The organism is Parabacteroides acidifaciens, assembly GCF_003363715.1.
GTDB classification, from domain to species: Bacteria; Bacteroidota; Bacteroidia; order Bacteroidales; family Tannerellaceae; genus Parabacteroides; species Parabacteroides acidifaciens.
Genome location: NZ_QREV01000013.1, coordinates 75,503 through 94,478 on the forward strand (window position 1 = coordinate 75,503; position 18,976 = coordinate 94,478).

The 18,976-nt window shown below is 47.3% G+C and carries 17 protein-coding genes; 10 read left to right on the forward strand and 7 right to left on the reverse strand.

Annotated elements, in window-relative coordinates; genetic code table 11:
* Window positions 1–5: 5 nt before the first annotated feature.
* The 5 genes from DWU89_RS07820 to DWU89_RS07840 all read right to left on the reverse strand — a co-directional run bounded on the left by DWU89_RS07820 (window position 6) and on the right by DWU89_RS07840 (window position 4,739).
* Window positions 6–203 (reverse strand): PspC domain-containing protein, encoded by a 198-nt coding sequence (locus DWU89_RS07820; protein WP_115499086.1) that lies wholly within the window; start codon window positions 201–203, stop codon window positions 6–8.
* 45 nt (window positions 204–248) lie between these two features.
* Complete coding sequence (locus DWU89_RS07825) at window positions 249–2,330, reverse strand: alpha-galactosidase (protein ID WP_115499087.1); 2,082 nt, start codon at window positions 2,328–2,330, stop codon at window positions 249–251.
* 31 nt (window positions 2,331–2,361) lie between these two features.
* Window positions 2,362–3,099, reverse strand: a complete 738-nt coding sequence (locus tag DWU89_RS07830) for a copper homeostasis protein CutC (protein ID WP_115499088.1) — start codon at window positions 3,097–3,099, stop codon at window positions 2,362–2,364.
* A 111-nt stretch (window positions 3,100–3,210) separates the two neighbouring features.
* A complete protein-coding gene (locus DWU89_RS07835; RefSeq protein ID WP_115499089.1) occupies window positions 3,211–4,443 on the reverse strand; it encodes a 6-bladed beta-propeller in 1,233 nt (410 codons plus the stop codon).
* Window positions 4,440–4,739, reverse strand: a complete 300-nt coding sequence (locus DWU89_RS07840; RefSeq protein WP_115499090.1) for a hypothetical protein — start codon at window positions 4,737–4,739, stop codon at window positions 4,440–4,442. The genes DWU89_RS07835 and DWU89_RS07840 overlap by 4 nt, the downstream gene beginning before the upstream one ends.
* An 804-nt stretch (window positions 4,740–5,543) precedes the next feature.
* On the opposite strand from DWU89_RS07840, the gene DWU89_RS07845 reads away from it, so the two are divergent.
* From DWU89_RS07845 to DWU89_RS07890, 10 genes are all read left to right on the forward strand, one after another.
* Window positions 5,544–7,091 carry a DUF3078 domain-containing protein gene (locus DWU89_RS07845; protein ID WP_115499091.1) on the forward strand — a complete coding sequence of 516 codons (1,548 nt, stop codon included), beginning with the start codon at window positions 5,544–5,546 and terminating at the stop codon, window positions 7,089–7,091.
* Between the two features lie 100 nt (window positions 7,092–7,191).
* The gene (locus DWU89_RS07850) at window positions 7,192–7,608 is read left to right on the forward strand and encodes a SoxR reducing system RseC family protein (protein WP_115499092.1); all 417 of its coding nucleotides are present in this window, start codon (window positions 7,192–7,194) and stop codon (window positions 7,606–7,608) included.
* Between the two features lie 10 nt (window positions 7,609–7,618).
* On the forward strand, window positions 7,619–8,584 hold the full coding sequence (locus DWU89_RS07855) for a Fe-S cluster domain-containing protein (protein ID WP_115499093.1): 966 nt from the start codon (window positions 7,619–7,621) through the stop codon (window positions 8,582–8,584).
* 12 nt (window positions 8,585–8,596) lie between these two features.
* Window positions 8,597–9,928: an electron transport complex subunit RsxC gene (gene rsxC / locus DWU89_RS07860; RefSeq protein ID WP_115499094.1), complete on the forward strand. Its 1,332-nt coding sequence runs from the start codon at window positions 8,597–8,599 to the stop codon at window positions 9,926–9,928.
* Between the two features lie 13 nt (window positions 9,929–9,941).
* Complete coding sequence (locus DWU89_RS07865; protein WP_115499095.1) at window positions 9,942–10,901, forward strand: RnfABCDGE type electron transport complex subunit D; 960 nt, start codon at window positions 9,942–9,944, stop codon at window positions 10,899–10,901.
* Between the two features lie 2 nt (window positions 10,902–10,903).
* Complete coding sequence (locus DWU89_RS07870; protein ID WP_115499096.1) at window positions 10,904–11,548, forward strand: RnfABCDGE type electron transport complex subunit G; 645 nt, start codon at window positions 10,904–10,906, stop codon at window positions 11,546–11,548.
* A complete protein-coding gene (locus DWU89_RS07875) occupies window positions 11,541–12,125 on the forward strand; it encodes an RnfABCDGE type electron transport complex subunit E (RefSeq protein ID WP_115499097.1) in 585 nt (194 codons plus the stop codon). Before DWU89_RS07870 ends, DWU89_RS07875 begins: the two co-directional genes overlap by 8 nt.
* A gap of 11 nt (window positions 12,126–12,136) precedes the next feature.
* Window positions 12,137–12,709 carry an electron transport complex subunit RsxA gene (rsxA, locus tag DWU89_RS07880; RefSeq protein ID WP_115499098.1) on the forward strand — a complete coding sequence of 191 codons (573 nt, stop codon included), beginning with the start codon at window positions 12,137–12,139 and terminating at the stop codon, window positions 12,707–12,709.
* Window positions 12,710–12,733: 24 nt separating this feature from the next.
* Window positions 12,734–13,774 carry a UDP-glucose 4-epimerase GalE gene (gene galE / locus DWU89_RS07885; protein WP_115499099.1) on the forward strand — a complete coding sequence of 347 codons (1,041 nt, stop codon included), beginning with the start codon at window positions 12,734–12,736 and terminating at the stop codon, window positions 13,772–13,774.
* A 773-nt stretch (window positions 13,775–14,547) separates the two neighbouring features.
* On the forward strand, window positions 14,548–16,926 hold the full coding sequence (locus DWU89_RS07890) for a response regulator (protein WP_115499100.1): 2,379 nt from the start codon (window positions 14,548–14,550) through the stop codon (window positions 16,924–16,926).
* Window positions 16,927–16,939: 13 nt separating this feature from the next.
* Here DWU89_RS07890 and DWU89_RS07895 read toward each other — a convergent pair whose 3' ends face one another.
* Together DWU89_RS07895 and DWU89_RS07900 are read right to left on the reverse strand one after the other, a co-directional pair.
* Window positions 16,940–17,566, reverse strand: coding sequence for an HAD family hydrolase (locus DWU89_RS07895; protein WP_115499113.1), 627 nt, complete (start codon window positions 17,564–17,566; stop codon window positions 16,940–16,942).
* Window positions 17,567–17,711: 145 nt separating this feature from the next.
* A complete protein-coding gene (locus tag DWU89_RS07900; protein ID WP_115499101.1) occupies window positions 17,712–18,959 on the reverse strand; it encodes a DUF1015 domain-containing protein in 1,248 nt (415 codons plus the stop codon).
* Window positions 18,960–18,976: the final 17 nt, after the last annotated feature.

The window sequence follows — 18,976 nt, forward strand, 5'->3', positions numbered from 1 at the left end:
CTTTATTAATAAGGTTGTTTAGGTATAACCATCCAGAGGATCAGATAGGCGATCACCCCGGAAAACACCGTAAAGATACTCAATAATATGTATCCGATACGCACTAATGTCGGGTCCCAGCCGAAATAATCCGCGATCCCGCCACAAACACCTGCAATCATCCCCTTATTGGAACGATAAAGTCTTTTTTTAGATTCTTCCATCGTCTTCTTTATTTTAGTTTTATAATATTCTACCGGCAAATATACTTATAAAACCCGATAACTATACAACGCATAGCTATTCGGTTGCGGAAGGGAGAAGCGGATTCGTCCGTTTCCGCTGGTGATGGAGCGAAAGGCTTTTCCGGCACCGATGACGGGTTTGAACTCGACTTCATCGCCCGGTTCGAAGAAAGTATCCATATCGAAGGATTCAGCGTCATTGTATTCGCGGAACACAAGGAAATATCCTTTCTTCTCCTTTATCGACTGGAAGCCGCACCAAGACTTGCCCGAAGGCTCATTCCCAACCGGGAAAACGGAGCCGGTATGGAAGTCATGTTGGATTTCCTTATACTTCTTGATTACCTCGCCTGTCGGGAAAGCCTCATCCGGCAGATTCGAAGCTTCGAACCAAGCCAGCGGTTGGGCCGCCATCGTTATGGCAAACAGATAATCGAAGGAATAAGTTGCCGGAGCAAACCTGTCGCCCTTGTATTTATCGCCGTTACGCCATTTGTTCAGGAACTCGATTTGTAAGGACTGAGGGGCGACATAACGCGAAAGCATCCATAAATTACGCAAGGACCAGTACGGATAATAGTTACCCCAATCCGTGTACCGGTTTTCCAGGAAGATATTTCCATATTCATTAAAGAAAAAATAACCGCCCCGCCGTCCGGCTGTTGCATCCAGGTTCAGGACAGCTTTCCATCCGGTCGCCTCCATCACCCGGTCGTACAGGCTGCGCAGGCAGCTTTCGGACAATTTATTATCAAAGAATGTACCGTCGATCTTAAAGGTCCGGATGCCATATTTCTCATACAAAGCGATCAATGCATCGGCATCTTTCTGCCAGTCGGCATAATCATGCTGGATGCTGGGGTTGAACCAGAGGCAGACCTCGATACCTAACTCTTTCCCCCGCTCTACAATCGGCGCCAGGCCATTCGGGAAACGGCCGGGATCGGGCGTCCAGTAATCCGGATTATCCCAGATATTCTTAAAACTGCCCCCATAGGCGGAATTAGCACTGCGCCCCGCCTGCCATCCGTCGTCTATCTGGAAATGCGTAATGCCCAAGCGGGAAGCCAATTCCAGTTCCTTCAGACAGAAAGCCTCGTTCACACGCGTGTCCTGCCCCCTGTCTCCCCAAGTATTCAGCATCACCATCTCATCGCGGTCTTGCAGGAACGGACGGATGCGCATCTGGTAATTCCGAAGGGCCATCCGTTTCTGTTTCTCGCCGGAACGGTAGGTACCGGTCACATAGCTGTAGGCCTTTGTCCATTCATCTGCCTTCACATCCGCACTGTCAATACCGAGCCCGACCATACGGAAAGTACCTTCACTAACCATGAAATCCCCTCCCGGATAATAGAGCTGCACGTTGGAAGTAGGCGCCTCCTTCAACATGAAAAAGCCGGCTTCCTTCTCCGTATTCTCCGCAAACAACAGGTTACCCCTGTAGAGACAATCCCTATAGGAAAGTGCACGCACCGGACGAACTAACGTATTGAAACGGTCGGTGACATCAAAAAACTCCACAGCTTCCAACTGCCAGTGCTTGCCTTCCAGCACAAGCTGTTCCATCACCGGGACATTGCCTCCCTGCGAGTTCTGCGTCAGCTTCTCTATATTCTGCAAATCGGCCGGATTATCTATGGTCTTTACCCATTTCTGCGACGCCTTCCCTTTCAGATACAGTTCACAAGCGATAGCCGGACAGTCCGGGTACACTTTAAAGACCTTTCTCACCTGCAGATCTCCGATTGCATACTCCACAAAGACACGCAGATGCCGGGTGAACTGCAAAGATGCAGGTATTTCCTCGGCACGGATAGTCGCGCCATCACCCTCCTTCTTCTCCCCGGGAAGGGAAAGATCAGGCTGGCTGTTCCGCGTCTGCCATTCCAGGCCGTTCTTCTTATCTTTTAGCTTACAGGTAATCAGATTACCGTTATTCCAGAGCCAGCATCTCTTGATCAGGCTGTTTTCGAGCGTCAACGTATCTTGCTTCAGCTCCACTTTACAATCTCCCGCCACCTGTTTATAAGGCTGCACGACGGCAAAGGCAGGAACGGTCAGAAATAATGAGAACAGGGATATCCCCCACAACTGTTTTTTCATGTTTATATTTAAGTATTAAGAATGATATGCTTTATAGATAAGCCGCCACCTTCCGCCGGTCTGTTTCCACCGTCTCGAATTCAGAGGAGACAATGCTGCTGCCCATCGGGACATTTTCGTTCCGGTATTCCATCCGGCTATACACAATACTGCGGGCGGAAGTATGAAATTCCTTTGCTCCGGTCTCTTCCTCGATCCGGGCAATGTTATTCTCGCGCACGCCGCAGCCGGGCATGATGATAATACGGCCTGCCGCCCGTTTGACCAGTTCGGCAATGAGCGGGATACCCTTCACAGCATCAGACTGCTGGCCGGATGTCAGGATGCGGTCGCAGCCCAATCCGATCAGCTGCTCTAAGGCTTCATACGGATCACGACACACGTCGAAGGCACGGTGGCAAGTGACGGACAGTGGCTTGGCTGCCTCGATCAGCCGGCGCATCAAGGGAACGTCTATATCTCCCTCTTTCGTCAGGCAACCAAAGACAACGCCATGCACTTTCAGTTGTTTGCACATCTCGATATCCAATAACATCGCTTGCACCTCAGCCGGTGTATAGAGGAAATCTCCCCCGCGCGGACGGATAATCACATTTATATCGATAGACGAAGTCAGTGCCTGCGCCGTCCGGATCTCTCCGTAACTGGGTGTCGTCCCCCCTTCCGGGATGCCGGCACAAAGTTCCACACGCTTGGCTCCGCCGGCTTCCGCTTCCACACAGCTCTGGGCAGAGTTTGCACAAATTTCGATAATACGAGTCGGTTTCATAAAAATCTTGTCTTTGTTTGTTTCTACTTACACAAAGATAAAACTATTATATGAAACTATCCTTATTTCTACTTCAAGAGATTCTGAATCGCATGCTTATCCTTCGTCCCTTTATTTTAATGTAACTATCATCAATACCGGATTGTCGTCCGGACTCAACTTCTCCGCAACAGCCTTCAACTCGACAGACGGATTCGGTAATTGTTCATAGATTTCCAAGAACTCATCTGCCCCCCACCAAGTCACCATTTCGTTTTCGGAGGATATATATTTAGGCCAGAAACAAGGACCATTATCCAAGTCGTTACGGAAACCTAAATATTTATGCTTAACCGGTTGATTCAATAGTGTAAGCACTCCCGATTCCTTATCAAATAAAGCATATGCATTTGTAACTTCCACTTCTTGTACATACCCACGAGGATTATGTCTTTTATATGTAAAAACCTCCGGAGCTAACACATGCATATTAAAATCTAAAAAAAGATAACGAGAAGACTCCGATATATCAAAACCAACGCTTATCGTCTTGGAAACTTCAACCTCCCTCCACGGGGCACCTCCTAATATCCACTTCAAAGGCCGTTTATAAATACCTAAATCTATTACAAATGCTTTCCTCATTTCTACATCCGAACCAACAGTAAAAATAGTATCCGTTGCCGGCCAATAACAACGGATTTGATCTCCAAAACGCCATTTACACGTAGATACTGTATATGAATATAATTCCTCCGAATACTTCCATCCTGTATTAGCAGGACATAATTCATAAACTCGAGATGTATCCTTTTTTCCCCATATCAAAGCTTTATATCTTAAATCATTCAGAGCAACAAGATGAGACAAAAATAATTCATCTGTAATTGGTACAGTCGTTGGTTCAAAGAAAGGTGGTGGAACTTCAACACGAGGCATCGATTTTTCAAATACTCCATCCAAATTATACACATAATATCCCTCATTAGTACTTAAAAAGACATTCCCTGATTCAGGCATAAGACTCATAGCCCGTATAAAAGAATATTCTCCAGGTCCATGCCCTTTTTGTCCCAAACGACTCTTATAACTTCCATCCTCACGAAAAAGTAAGCATAGTCCTTCCTGAAAATCATATAAGCTAATATGTCCGTTTTCATAGATCACATTTTCAATATGCCCCACAAGTACGCTGTCATTCGTTTCCAACGGTATATACTTCACTGATTTGGCATAATCGCTTAAATTCAGAATCTCCCCCGTCCCGACAGCTTCTGCGACCGAAATAATCGTTTTGTCTTTAATTTCTCTTTTTTCAGAACAAGAAAGAAATATGACAATTAAAAATATCCAATACTTAATCATAAGTCCATCTCCTTTATTAATTGTTTTTGTTCCGCCACATCGATCAACGAATCTGACGTATGTTCCACATAATTCTTATCCCATGCCTGCGTGATCAGCAAACACCAGGAGGCATATTCTGCCACCGGAAGGTTTTCCGGAGATTGCACTGATTCCAGCAGGTACAACGAACTGTCCGGCCGACTGCCCATAAGGATTTCGGCTTCCTGAAATAGAGGAAAGATATGAGATTGTTTCTGGCAAGCGCCCAAGCTAACAATAGACAGAAATAGTATCAGGTGAATGTGTCTTTTCATATTTGTGTGTTTGTAGATACAATGATACAAAAACCTTTCCTTATTTCCATATCATTTTATTGACAATTTATTGACACTTACATTTTCTGTATAAAAACAAATATCTCCAACAAGAATACATAAACTACAAGAACATCCATTCATACCTTTTTTTACAATAACCCCCTATTTTTCTATTTCACCTCAAAAAACGAACGATTTCAATTTGACTTTTCGCTATCGAAACAGCCCTTTTCGTGACAAACGAACCGGTGACCTGCGCAGCCCGTTCAAAAAGGATGACATTTGTCAAACCGGAACAGAGACTTCCCGACATTCCGATAAAGCTTAACTCCCGGAGAATCGAATATTTGAAAGCATGAAGGGGGAGGGACAGGAATATGGCAAGGATTCGGAGGCTATTTTTCGGTAAACTGGCAGCTCTTTTCCATTACGACCGTCCTAATCGCCATTACGACCGTCCTAATCTTCGCGAGGTGCCGAGTGCACTACACATTAGCACGGTCGCGGTGGCGATTAGGACGGTCGTCTTTTGGAAAAATCGCATATTTCACTAAAATAACCGGTCCGAAAGCGCTTTTTCGACCGGAAAACAATCGTTCGGGAGACACTTCATAAAGCCTCTAAAGGAGGTTTTCGAGACGTTTTTTACAATAAGTCCCCTCCTATTATACCGAAACTGAGTGGAGGCTTGTTCCGCTTTTTCAAAATTGTTCAGGGCATTCTTTTCAAAGATTAGTCTATCTCATAACTTTTCACTAATTTCGCACCAATATTTTAAATGAATGTAAAAAAGATACGGCAATGGTAAAGAGATCTGTTTTAGCGTTATTTATTGTATTGTTATTCAGCAGTAACCGGGTAGGAGCACAAGACGTTAATATAATCGGTGGAAACCAGTTGAACAAATCGGTTCAGGTGGCTGCTCCCGATACTTTCCCTTTATTGGAGATAGATGAAGTCGAACTGGAGAAAATTCCAGATCTAAGAACACAGTTTGAGAAGCTGAACAGCAGCTACTCTTCTCCCGTTGCCCCCAGTGAGAACCTGCTTCGTTTTTTGAAAAAAGACGAGGTTGAACTTTCACCGGAAGCTCAATATTGGGTCGATTGGGTACGGGACCCGTCGACTGTTATCAGTCCCTGGATGACATTCCGGGACACAATGATTGTCAACCCGCTGTTCACCCCGCTCCTGTTTAGGGGAGGACTTATACCGGAAGATTTCCGGCTTTCCGACAAAGACTTCATCAGCAAACTGCGTCCGAACTATTCATTGTTCAAACCGGACACGACCTTATTCCAGGATGAAGTGCTCAAAAACAAGTTGCAGAATATGGCGTATGATTATGTCCGCATAAACCATCCGGAATATTTCCGTTACTCGGAACGTGACCTGCCGACCGATATCGTGCAAACGCATATAATAAAGAAACCAACATACGAACCGGAACTGATCAAAATAGAAAAAGACCCGAATGCATTCAGCGACGTAGACGCTCCAGTCAAATTTATTCCGGAACGCCGCTACTGGACTTCGCATTTCGAAAGCGCCATACAGTTCGCCCAGAATTATATCTCCCCGAACTGGCATAAGGGCGGTGTGAGTACGTTGAACCTGACCAACCGCCAGTATTTCGTGTACAATTATAATAAAGACAAGATACAGTTTACCAACGAGCTGGAATGGAAAACGAATGTCTACACGGCGCCGAAAGATACATTGCGCGATTATAAGATCGGTGACGACGTATTGCGTCTGCACAGCAACATCGGTTATAAGGCCTTCAACAAATGGTTCTACACATTCGATGCCACATTCCAGACGCAGATGTTCAGCAATTTTGCCGAAAACACGGACAACAAGCTGGCCGGATTCCTTTCGCCGTTCAGCATCAACCTCGGTCTTGGTATGAAATACGACCTGAACAAGAGCTTTGCAAACAGCCGCCATAAGAAACTGACATTGTCTGCCAACTTGGCTCCGCTTTCTTATACATTTATGTATAGCACGAACAAAAATATCGACTTGGGCCGTCACGGTTTCAAAAAGATAGAAGGGACAGACGAATACGAGCGCAAACTGAGCCAGTTCGGTTCCACAATCAATGCGACCATGACATTCCAGTTCAACCGGAACGTAAGCTGGTATTCCCGTTTCTATTATTTTACCAGTTACGACCGTATGTTGGGAGAGTTTGAAAACCGCCTGACGATGGCGATCAGCCGTTTCTTCTCGACTACCATATCGCTGAATTTGCGTTACGACGATGCGGTGGCCAAGAAAGATGATTTTGACAGTTATCTGCAGATCAACGAGCTGTTGAGCTTCGGCTTTAATTACAAATGGTAAGGCAAAGTCTATTATTTCCATAATAAACTTTGTTAATCGTGACATAATATCCAAATATTACTTACTTTTGCCTCGGTTTTGCAATGTCGAGATTACAAATATGAGCGAAAGTATCAAACACAATGGGATAATAGAGAAGATCGACGGCGGTACGGTCTACGTTCGGATCATCCAGCAATCGGCCTGTTCCGGATGCCATGCGCAAAGCATGTGTGCGGCATCCGAAAGTAAGGTAAAGATTATCGAGGTTCCCGACAACTCAGGAAAGTTCCATGTCAATGAAGAAGTCCAGCTATGCGGGCAAAGTTCATTAGGACTGCTGGCCGTACTTCTGGCATTTGTATTTCCGCTGATTATTGTACTTGCGGCTATTGTAACAGGTACCAGTATGCAATGGGAAGAAACCACAAGCGGGTTAACCGGACTACTGCTCTTAGTTCCTTATTATTGCATATTATACTTTTTACGCGATAAACTAAAAAGACGATTCATTTTCACCTTGAAAAAACTTAATTGACAAAAATATCATGATTTTAATTGCCGTTATTTCATTAGGAGCGATTGGAGCCATCGGTGCAGTTTTTCTATACGCCGCCTCCAAGAAGTTTGAGGTATATGAAGATCCTCGTATCGCACAAGTCCAGGAGGTACTGCCTGGGGCCAACTGTGGAGGTTGCGGATATCCCGGATGCGGTGGTTTTGCGGCCGCCTGCGTAAAGGCCGACACGCTGGACGGACTCTTATGTCCCGTCGGTGGAGCACCGGTCATGAGCCAGGTCGCTTCCATCCTCGGTATGGAAGCAGGAAGTGCAGAACCGATGGTAGCCGTTGTACGATGCAACGGAACCTGTGCAGCCCGTCCGCGCGTCAACCAATACGACGGCGTACAGAGTTGTGCGATTGCTTCCACCCTGTATGGCGGAGAAACCGGCTGCTCATTCGGTTGTCTGGGTTATGGCGACTGCGTGTCGGTTTGTAACTTCGACGCCATCCACATCAACCCGGAAACAGGACTTGCCGAAGTAGACGAAGAAAAATGTACTTCATGCGGGGCTTGCGTAAAGGCTTGTCCGAAGAGTATCATCGAACTGCGCAAGAAGGGACCGAAATCCCGCCGTATCTTCGTCAGCTGTGTAAACAAAGACAAAGGCGGAGTCGCCAAGAAAGCATGCGCAAACGCTTGTATCGGCTGTGGCAAATGTGCAAAGGAATGCCCGTTCGAAGCGATTACCGTGGAAAACAACCTGGCTTACATCGATTACACCAAATGCCGCCTGTGCCGCAAGTGTGTTGCCGTATGTCCGACCGGCGCTATCCACGAACTGAACTTCCCGCCGCGTAAAGAAGCAGCTCCCGCCGTGGACGCCGACAAAGTGAAGCCCGCTGCAGCTCCGAAACCGGTTGCCCCGAAAGCAGAAGCTCCGGAAGTAAGCGCGACGCCGAAGACAGAAGCTCCCAAAGTTGAAACAAAAGAAGAAACAAATCAAAAATAAAAATCTAATAGTATGCTAAGGACATTTCGAATCGGAGGTATCCATCCGCCCGAAAATAAATTGTCTGCCGGTAAGAAGATTACCGCGTTGGCTGCTCCTAAGCAGGTAATCATACCGCTCAGTCAGCACATCGGGGCTCCTGCCCAGGCAGTGGTCAAGAAGGGGGATCCGGTAAAGGCCGGAACGCTCGTCGCCAAGGCTGGAGGTTTCGTCTCGGCCAACATCCACTCGTCGGTATCCGGTAAAGTGAACAAAATAGACAGCGCTCTCGACGCAAGCGGTTACAAACGCCCGGCCATCTACATCGACGTGGAAGGAGACGAATGGGAAGAAACGATAGACCGCAGCGAAACACTGGTAAAAGAATGTACGCTGACATCCAAAGAGATTGTCGACAAGATTGCCGCTGCCGGCATCGTTGGCTTGGGTGGTGCGACTTTCCCGACACAGGTGAAGCTGATGCCTCCTCCCGGAAGCAAGGCGGAAATCATCATCATCAACGCTGTCGAGTGCGAACCCTATCTGACTTCCGACCATTCCCTGATGATGGAAAAAGGCGAACATATCCTGGTAGGCGTGACCTTGCTGATGAAAGCCGTAAACGTAAACAAAGCCGTTATCGGCATTGAAAATAACAAACCCGACGCAATCGCCCACCTGACGAAGCTGGCAGCCGGCTATTCCGGCATCGAAATCATGCCGCTGAAGGTGCAATACCCGCAAGGAGGTGAAAAGCAGTTGATCGACGCCGTAATACGCCGTCAGGTGAAGAGCGGCGCACTGCCTATCTCTGCCGGAGCGGTCGTACAGAACGTGGGTACCGCTTATGCCGTATATGAGGCGGTCCAAAAGAACAAACCGTTGTTCGAACGTGTCGTAACCGTAACCGGAAAGGCTGTAGCCAACCCATCGAACTTCCTGGTTCGCATGGGGACACCGATCAATATGCTGATCGAAGTGGCCGGCGGTATTCCGGAGAATACGGGCAAGATTATTGGCGGCGGCCCGATGATGGGTAAAGCGTTAGTGAGCGCCGAAGTTCCTGTGACAAAAGGCAGTTCGGGTGTCTTGCTGCTGACAAAGGAAGAGTCCGTCCGCAAGCCGATGCAAGACTGCATCCGTTGCGCCAAATGTGTAAATGTCTGTCCGATGGGGCTGAATCCGGCTTTCCTGATGAAGTTTACCGTGTATAAGGATTGGGACAAGGCGGAAGCGGGCTACATCCAGGACTGCATCGAATGTGGCTCCTGTAGCTACACCTGCCCGGCCAACCGCCCGTTGCTGGACCAGATCCGTTTGGGCAAAGGGAAAGTAATGGGTATTATTCGTGCAAGAAAGTCATAAAACAAAGAGCAATATGGAAAACAAATTATACGTATCGCCTTCGCCCCACATTCATGGCGGCGACAGCATAAGCAAAAATATGTACGGTGTGCTGATTGCCCTTGTTCCGGCTTTTCTGGTATCACTCTACTTCTTCGGACTGGGTGCGCTGATCGTAACCGTCGTTTCGGTTTTCTTCTGTGTCCTGTTCGAATATCTGATTCAAAAGTTCCTGATGAAAAAGGAACCGACCATCTGCGACGGTTCGGCTATCCTGACCGGCGTATTGCTGGCTTTCAACCTGCCGTCGAATCTGCCGGTATGGATTATCGCTATCGGCGCACTGGCCGCAATCGGCATCGGTAAGATGTCATTCGGCGGACTGGGTAACAACATCTTCAACCCGGCGCTGACAGGACGTATCTTCCTGCTGATCTCTTTCCCGGCACAGATGACTACGTGGCCGGTTGTCGGACAACTGACTTCCTATACAGATGCCACGACGGGTGCAACTGTCCTGTCATTGATGAACGAGGGAGCACTCGACAAGATGCCGACACTCAGCGATATGCTGGTCGGTAATATGGGCGGTAGCCTGGGTGAAGTCAGTGCGATCGCACTGCTGTTGGGTATGTGCTATATGTTATGGAAGAAGATCATCACCTGGCATGTTCCGGTGTCTATTTTCGCCACGGTATTTGTATTCACCGGTATCATGCACCTGGTGAACCCGGTTCAATATGCAAGCCCGTTCGTCCATCTGCTGTCCGGCGGTCTCATGTTGGGAGCTATCTTTATGGCGACCGACTACGTGACTTCGCCGATGAGCAAGAGCGGGATGATCGTTTACGGTGTCGGCATTGGTATCCTGACAACGGTGATCCGTCTGTTCGGTTCTTATCCCGAAGGTATGTCATTTGCCATCTTCATCATGAATGGAGTTACTCCGCTAATCAACAGTTATATGAAACCTAAACATTTCGGAGGAAAATAAGCATGGCAAAACTAAAATCAACATTACCCAATATGTTCCTTTCGCTCACGGTCATCTGTGTCGTGGCAGGAGCCATATTAGCAGGTGTGAATATGTACACCACCGGTCCGATTGCCGCCACCAAAGCCGCTGCGCTGGAAGAGGCGATCAAAGCAGTCACGCCGGATTTCGATAACAAACCTTCGGAAGAAGCCTACATGGCTGTTACGGCCGACGGCGATTCACTGAAGATATATCCGGCCACCAAAGACGGCAAATTCGTAGGTGCCGCCGTAGAAAGCAACACCAAGAAAGGCTTTAGCGGCGAGATCAAAGTAATCGTCGGTTTCGATGCCGCCGGAAAGCTGCTGAACTACTCCGTACTGCAACATGCCGAGACTCCGGGTCTGGGTGCCAAGATGCAGGAATGGTTCCGGGCGGACAAGAACCACCAGAGTGTACTGGGACGTAACCTGGCCGACGGTCAGTTGAAAGTATCCAAGGACGGTGGCGATGTAGACGCTATCACAGCCGCCACGATCACCAGCCGTGCATTCCTGAACGCCGTGAACCGTGCCTACAGCGCATTCTCCGGTGCCGACGGACTGACCGGAGCTACCACTTCATCCGATAACACAACTAAAGAGGGAGGAAACGACAATGAGTAATCTGAAAATATTGATGAACGGTATCGTCAAAGAGAACCCGACATTCGTACTGCTTTTAGGGATGTGTCCGACGTTAGGAACGACCTCTTCGGCACTGAACGGTATGAGTATGGGGCTTGCCACCATGTTCGTGCTGGTCTGTTCCAACATTGTGATTTCCGCATTGAAGAATCTGATTCCCGATATGGTGCGTATTCCGGCTTTCATCGTCGTGATCGCAACATTCGTAACTGTTGTCCAGATGTGTATGGAAGCTTTCGTGCCGGCCTTGTATGCCAGCTTGGGCTTGTTCATTCCATTGATCGTTGTAAACTGTATCGTATTAGGGCGTGCCGAAGCGTTCGCTGCCAAGAACGGCATTATCCCTTCAGCATTCGACGGATTAGGAATGGGGTTGGGCTTCACCCTGGCTCTGACATTGCTGGGCGCGGCCCGCGAATTGTTAGGAACAGGCAAACTGTTCAGCTTGACACTGATGCCCGAAGAATACGGTTCGCTGATCTTCGTACTGGCCCCGGGTGCCTTTATCGCATTAGGTTATCTGGTCGCTATTGTAAACAAACTGCGTAAAGCTTAAAACCGAAAGATATGGAATATATATTGATCTTTATCGCCGCCGTCTTCGTAAATAACGTTGTACTGGCACAATTCCTGGGTATCTGTCCGTTCCTGGGCGTATCCAAGAAGGTGGAAACGGCAGCCGGCATGGGTGCAGCCGTGACTTTCGTATTGACGATCGCTACCATCGTGACGTTCCTCATACAGAAATATGTTCTGGATGCATTCGGACTGGGCTTTATGCAGACCATCAGCTTCATCCTGGTCATTGCCGCTTTGGTACAGATGGTGGAAATCATCCTGAAAAAGGTATCACCGGCTCTCTACCAAGCGCTTGGGGTGTTCCTCCCGTTGATCACGACCAACTGTTGTATCCTGGGTGTAGCCATCCTCGTAATTCAAAAAGAATATAATTTATTGGAATCGGTGGTATATGCAATCTCAACTGCTATTGGATTTGCGTTAGCTTTGATTATCTTTGCAGGTGTCAGAGAACAATTGGCAATGACAAAAGTTCCCGACGGCATGAAAGGCACTCCCATCGCCCTTATCACAGCAGGCTTGCTGGCAATGGCATTCATGGGATTTTCCGGGATTGTGTAATTACTAATCTAAATAAAAAGGAAGATGAAACAGAAGATTTTAGTAGCAGGTGGAACTGGTTACATCGGATCACACACCACAGTAGAATTGCAGAATGCAGGCTACGAAGTAGTCATTATCGACGACCTCTCTAACTCCAATATAGAAGTATTGGACGGTATCGAACGCATCACAGGCATCCGTCCTGAATTCATCAAGCTGGACCTGAAAGATAAAGAAGCAACCCGCGAAGCGTTGAAAGCCCATCCGGGAATCAAAGGTATCATCCTGTTCGCCGCCAGCAAAGCAGTGGGCGAATCCGTACAACAGCCGTTGAAATACTACCGTAACAATGTCGTTACGTTGGTCAACCTGCTGGAATTGATGCCGGAAGCCGGTATCGAAGGGATTGTGTTCTCTTCCTCCTGTACGGTTTACGGACAGCCTGATCCGGAAAATCTGCCTGTAACAGAGGACGCACCGATCAAACCGGCTACTTCTCCTTACGGAAACACAAAGCAGATCAACGAAGAGATCATCCGCGACACGATCCACGCAGGCGCTCCTTTCAAGAGCATTATCTTGCGTTACTTCAACCCGATCGGAGCACATCCGACGGCAGAGATCGGCGAATTGCCTAACGGCGTTCCGCAGAACCTGATCCCTTACCTGACACAGACCGCTATGGGTATCCGCAAAGAGTTGAGCGTATTCGGTGACGATTACGACACACCTGACGGCTCTTGTATCCGCGACTATATCAACGTTGTAGACCTGGCTAAGGCCCACGTAATCGCAATGGACCGTATGTTAGGAGGCAAGTCGCTGGCTAATGTGGAAATCTTCAACCTCGGAACCGGTAACGGCGTTTCCGTATTGGAACTGATCAACACATTCGAAGCTGCCACCGGCGTAAAAGTACCGCACAAGATCGTAGGCCGTCGCGAAGGCGATATCGAAAAAGTTTGGGCAAACCCCGAACATGCCAACAAGGTATTGGGCTGGAAAGCAACGGAAACACTTGCCGACACATTGGCTTCCGCCTGGAAATGGCAGCTGAAGCTGCGTGAACGCGGTATCATGTAATAGATTTTACATACATAATTTAAAATGCCGGAAAGAGCTTCGCAGTTCCTTCCGGCATTTTTTTCCTCTTCCCGGCTTCTGTATTTGGCAAATTTGAATCAAATATTCTTACAACTGTATCTGTATAAGCAAACGGGAAGGTCCTGATTTGCCAAGATCGCCTGAGAAATGGTATTGCAGTACTTCATGGGGTTATAGTTCCGTAAAGGAATGAATAACCCGGCAGATAGAATAGACGATACGGGATGTGTACTACTTCCATACCTACCCGCTATTCATGTTACAGCCGTGAAACAAAAGAAATCCAACTGTAACATAGAAGGAAGACAGTTGTGACATAGAAAGAATACAGCCGTAACATACAATAGAGGACCGAGTTTATCTGTTATTGATTCATTATTTGCCAGATATGAACTATCCCGTTCCCGCGCTCCGACGCGGGAACGCAAGGAAACAGGTGTTATCCTGAACCTATAAATGATGATTTAACAGCCGTGCATCTCTACGGTTAAACACATCGTTAAATCATCATTTATGGTTTAGGATGTGTCAGGCTATTTTGCGATCCCGCGTCGGAGCGCGGGAACAGGATCGCTCACAATTTCTTAGATACGGACTATCTATCAAACAGGTCGCAACTTATAAGGACGGTGAATATATCGAAAGACGGCTAATGCGGTTGAATAATAAAGCCTTTTACACTACCGCACATATTTTTTATTTATCTTTGTAACGTTTTTGATTACAGATAAATTGAGGAAACACAAAGGAGAATGAGACAAGTAAACAGCAAGGATAAAAAAGCCGGTGCAAACCCATTGGCAAACCACCAATATCTTATGAACACTATCCGGACCATCTATTTGGAAGACGGAAGTGTCGAAACACAGAAAGATTGCATGCACCCTGAACTGGAAAACACCAGACAGGATTACACCAGCCTTATCAACATACTGAGAAAAGACGTCTATCCTCCGGACCGTAACCTATGGGATGAAACGGTTTCACTGGATGCTTTTCATCAAATGATAACAGAAGGATGCTTCCATAAGGTATTCGATATGCGTTTCTGCAATGAGCTTTTCGGTTTCGAATGGCGCGAAGCCTTTATCGATATCCTTGTCGACGAAGAAGGCGTGCCGGACAGGGTTGTCCTGCTCAGTCGCAATGTCAACGATTTCAGAAAATCACAAATCATTGAAACAGCCGTACAGTCAGAATACGATTATGTGATTTATATCGAAGCTTCGAAAAACAATTATGTCATGTACACTTCCGGTTCGGGAAGCGACAGCCCCCCTCCCATCGCCAGCAGCGATTACGACGGTGTGGTGGCCGAATACAACCGCCAGTATATGGCACCGGAACTGTGTGAGGAAATGACCCGAAAGCTAAGCATAGCCCATGTGGATCCGATATTACGGCAATACGGCGAATACACAGTCTACGGCACCATGATAGAAAACGGCGTGAACCGGGAAAAGAAAATGCGATTCAGCTATTTCGACAAGGAAAAGAACATCTGGCTGATGACCCGGACCGACATAACGGAAATCAAAGAAGAAAGAAAGCAGAAGCAACTGCTGCAGGAAGCCTTGGAAAGCGCAACGGCTGCCAATCGTGCCAAATCCGATTTCCTGTCACGAATGAGTCACGACGTACGCACACCCATTAATGCCATTGTGGGTATGACGGCAATAGCCAGCCTGCACATGGATGACCAGAATCGCATAGCCGACTGTCTGAAAAAAATAACCATATCCTCCAAACTTCTGTTGAATCTGATTAACGAAGTCCTGGATATGTCGAAGTTAGAAAGCGGCAAGATCATGTTGACGGAGGAGTCATTCAAACTCGACGAACTGCTGGACAGCTTATTCATAATGGTACAGCAAGCCTTTGAGGAAAAGAATCAAAAATTACTCATACATGTTACCAAGGTAAAACATGAATGCCTGATAGGCGACGTACAGCGCATACAGCAGGCATTACTGAACATGTTGACCAACGCAATCAAATATACCCCGGAAGGCGGGCAGATACAACTATCGGTAAAAGAAAAACCTTCCGTCTATAACGGTTATGGACAATTCGAAATAGCAGTCTCGGATAACGGAATAGGTATGAAACCCGATTTCCTGGAAAAAGTATTCGAACCATTCGAACGCTCGAACGACACAGCTACCCGGAATATCCAAGGTACAGGCCTCGGCATGGCCATCAGCCGGCATATCGCCCAGATGATGAACGGAGATATCCATGTGGAAAGCGAATATGGAAAAGGCTCCACGTTTACCATGGATATTCACATCAAACTGGGAGGCGCAGATGAATACACTAACGACATATTGGTCGACTTGCCTGTATTGGTCGTGGATGACGACGATATCTCCTGCGAGATAGCCTGTGAAAACCTGTCTGAGCTGGGAATGAAACCGGAATGGGTTCTTTCCGGACAGGATGCCGTACAGAAGATCATTGACGGGAACAGCTATTTTGCTATTATCATAGATTTGATGATGCCTGGCATGAACGGTATTGAAACGGCTTGCAAAATACGGGAATATGTGGGACCGGATGTCCCCATCATTATCATATCGGCCTACGATTACTCCGGCTACGAAATCGAAGCGTTGAAGGCTGGGGTCAACGGTTTCATCAGCAAACCTATCATGAAATCCAAACTGTTCCACCTGATGAAAAAGTTTGCGACGAACAAGAAAGATGAACAGGAGACCACGATTATTATCCCTTCTGTCATCACCTCTTTCCCCGGTAAACGGATATTGGTGGTGGAAGACAACGAACTGAATCGTGAAATCGCTTATGAATTGCTGAAGGAAACCCATGCTGAAGTCGAAACAGCCTGCGACGGCCAGGAAGCCGTAGACAAAGTCGCCGCTTCCCCGGAAGGGTATTACGATTTCATCATCATGGATATACAAATGCCTGTCATGGACGGACTCGAGGCGACGAAACAAATCCGCCATCTCAACCGTAAGGATATAAGGAACTTACCAATCATAGCCATGTCTGCCAACGCTTTTGCCGAAGATGTACGGCTTAGCCTGGAAGCCGGCATGAACGAACATATCCCCAAACCGATAGATATAGAAAGACTCTACAGCATCATGGGAAGATGGTTTCGCTAATGCGGACCAGCCGTTATTTCAACAGCGCATCGACAGCCGCCCGCCAATCTTCCCCATTCCGGGGTTGGTAGGTGGCAAAGCCGAGTGAGCGCCCTACTTCAATATTACTTTTACCATCATCCACAAAAAGTGTTTCCGACGGGATGAGGCCGCTATCTTTGATCATATAATCAAAGATTCTCCGGTCGGGTTTTGTCACCCCTACTTCATATGACGTGTACATCCGGTCAAAATAGTCTCCGATCGGACGGCCTGCGGGAGTAAATCCGGTTGTCCGTGCCCATCCTTCCTGGATAATAGGGTTGGTATTGCTCAACAGATAGACATTGTAACGCTCACGGAGCGCCAACAGATAATCGAGCTTATACTGGGGCGTATCGGCAATAAACCCCAGCCAGCCATGCCTGATATCTTCATAGGTAATGTCTTTTCCCGTATGTTCGCGAAGTTTCCGGCAGAACTCATCGGCATCAATCGTTCCGTTCTCCAATTCCAGGAAAATACCTTTTTGCTCATAAGGATCGAGCAATTGTTCGGCATCCTCCACTCCTATCTCTTTAAAGCGCTGTACAGCCTGGCTATGGTCCAGATCGATCAAGACGCCTCCCAAATCGAATACTATATTTTTTATTGTTCCCATATTCATCCTCTTATTCCCGCAAACTTACACAAAAGCCTCCGGATGAGCAAATAAAAAAGGCTGTATGCAAAGAGTCGCATACAGCCTTCAGTTTAATTTATTCGTTCACAAGGTCCGGACAGACCAGTAAGCCGAAGAACCCTGTTTATTCCAGCTTATGGATAACCAAACCTGAACGCAGTTTAGGTTCGAACCAGGTCGTCTTAGGAGGCATGATATTACCGGTATCGGCAATATCCATCAACTGTTTCATCGTAACGGGATAAAGGGCCAAAGCCACCTTCATCTCGCCACTGTCCACACGGTGTTTCAATTCTCCCAGACCGCGGATACCACCGACGAAGTCGATACGCTTGTCCGAACGAAGGTCTTTTATGCCTAAGATTTCATCCAGGATCAGATTGGAAGAGATCGTTACATCCAGTACTCCGATCGGATCACTGTCGTTATACGTGCCCTGCTTAGCGGTCAGCGAATACCATTTTCCACCCAAATAGAGCGAGAAGTTATGCAAAGCAGCAGGTTTATAAATATCCGTGCCTTTCTCTTCCACAATGAAGTTCTTACCCAACTTAGCCAGGAACTCTTCTTCCGACAAACCGTTCAGGTCTTTCACCACCCGGTTGTAGTCGATAATGGTCAACTGGTTTGCCGGGAAGCAGACAGCCATAAAATAGTTATACTCTTCGTCTCCCTTATGGGCCGGGTTCTGTTTTGCTTTTTCAGCGCCGACCAGAGCAGCGGCGGCAGAACGATGGTGGCCATCGGCAATATACAAGGAAGGCATCTCACCGAACAGTTCTGTAATGCGGGCGATATCGGCATCATCGTCGATAATCCAGAACGTATGTCCGAAGCCATCATCTTTTGCCACGAAATCATATTCCGGAGCGCGGGATGTATATTTGGCTACAATCCTGTCCAGTTCGGCATTATCGGGATAAGCAAAGAACACCGGTTCGATGTTGGCATTGTTCACACGGACATGCTTCATGCGGTCTTCCTCCTTGTCACGACGCGTCAGTTCGTGCTTCTTAATAATGCCATTCATATAATCGGGCACATAAGCGCCGACAACCAGACCGTATTGCGTTTTACCGTTCATTGTCTGGGCATATACATAGTAACACTCCTTCTTATCCTGAACCAGCCAGCCTTTTTCCTGGAACATGCTGAAATTTGCAGCGGCTTTCAGATAGACGGCAGGATCATGCTCATCCGTTCCGACCGGAAAATCTATTTCCGGTTTGATGATATGATAGAGCGATTTCTCATTTCCTTTCGCTTCTTCACGTGCTTCTGCCGAGTTCAACACATCATAAGGACGGGAAGCAACCTGTTCAATTAAATCTTTCGGAGGGCGGATACCCTTAAAAGGTTTGATTCGTGCCATGGTATGATTCCTTTCTT

Excerpts from the sequence above, each read along its gene's own strand:
- DWU89_RS07865 (WP_115499095.1), top strand. The coding sequence starts at position 9,942 with ATGGAAAACAAATTATACGTATCGCCTTCGCCCCACATTCATGGCGGC.
- DWU89_RS07870 (WP_115499096.1), top strand. The coding sequence starts at position 10,904 with ATGGCAAAACTAAAATCAACATTACCCAATATGTTCCTTTCGCTCACG.
- rsxC (WP_115499094.1), top strand. The coding sequence starts at position 8,597 with ATGCTAAGGACATTTCGAATCGGAGGTATCCATCCGCCCGAAAATAAA.
- DWU89_RS07890 (WP_115499100.1), top strand. The coding sequence starts at position 14,548 with ATGAGACAAGTAAACAGCAAGGATAAAAAAGCCGGTGCAAACCCATTG.
- DWU89_RS07825 (WP_115499087.1), bottom strand. The coding sequence starts at position 2,330 with ATGAAAAAACAGTTGTGGGGGATATCCCTGTTCTCATTATTTCTGACC.
- DWU89_RS07820 (WP_115499086.1), bottom strand. The coding sequence starts at position 203 with ATGGAAGAATCTAAAAAAAGACTTTATCGTTCCAATAAGGGGATGATT.
- DWU89_RS07855 (WP_115499093.1), top strand. The coding sequence starts at position 7,619 with ATGATTTTAATTGCCGTTATTTCATTAGGAGCGATTGGAGCCATCGGT.
- DWU89_RS07900 (WP_115499101.1), bottom strand. The coding sequence starts at position 18,959 with ATGGCACGAATCAAACCTTTTAAGGGTATCCGCCCTCCGAAAGATTTA.
- rsxA (WP_115499098.1), top strand. The coding sequence starts at position 12,137 with ATGGAATATATATTGATCTTTATCGCCGCCGTCTTCGTAAATAACGTT.
- galE (WP_115499099.1), top strand. The coding sequence starts at position 12,734 with ATGAAACAGAAGATTTTAGTAGCAGGTGGAACTGGTTACATCGGATCA.
- DWU89_RS07850 (WP_115499092.1), top strand. The coding sequence starts at position 7,192 with ATGAGCGAAAGTATCAAACACAATGGGATAATAGAGAAGATCGACGGC.
- DWU89_RS07845 (WP_115499091.1), top strand. The coding sequence starts at position 5,544 with ATGGTAAAGAGATCTGTTTTAGCGTTATTTATTGTATTGTTATTCAGC.
- DWU89_RS07830 (WP_115499088.1), bottom strand. The coding sequence starts at position 3,099 with ATGAAACCGACTCGTATTATCGAAATTTGTGCAAACTCTGCCCAGAGC.
- DWU89_RS07875 (WP_115499097.1), top strand. The coding sequence starts at position 11,541 with ATGAGTAATCTGAAAATATTGATGAACGGTATCGTCAAAGAGAACCCG.
- DWU89_RS07835 (WP_115499089.1), bottom strand. The coding sequence starts at position 4,443 with ATGATTAAGTATTGGATATTTTTAATTGTCATATTTCTTTCTTGTTCT.
- DWU89_RS07895 (WP_115499113.1), bottom strand. The coding sequence starts at position 17,566 with ATGGGAACAATAAAAAATATAGTATTCGATTTGGGAGGCGTCTTGATC.
- DWU89_RS07840 (WP_115499090.1), bottom strand. The coding sequence starts at position 4,739 with ATGAAAAGACACATTCACCTGATACTATTTCTGTCTATTGTTAGCTTG.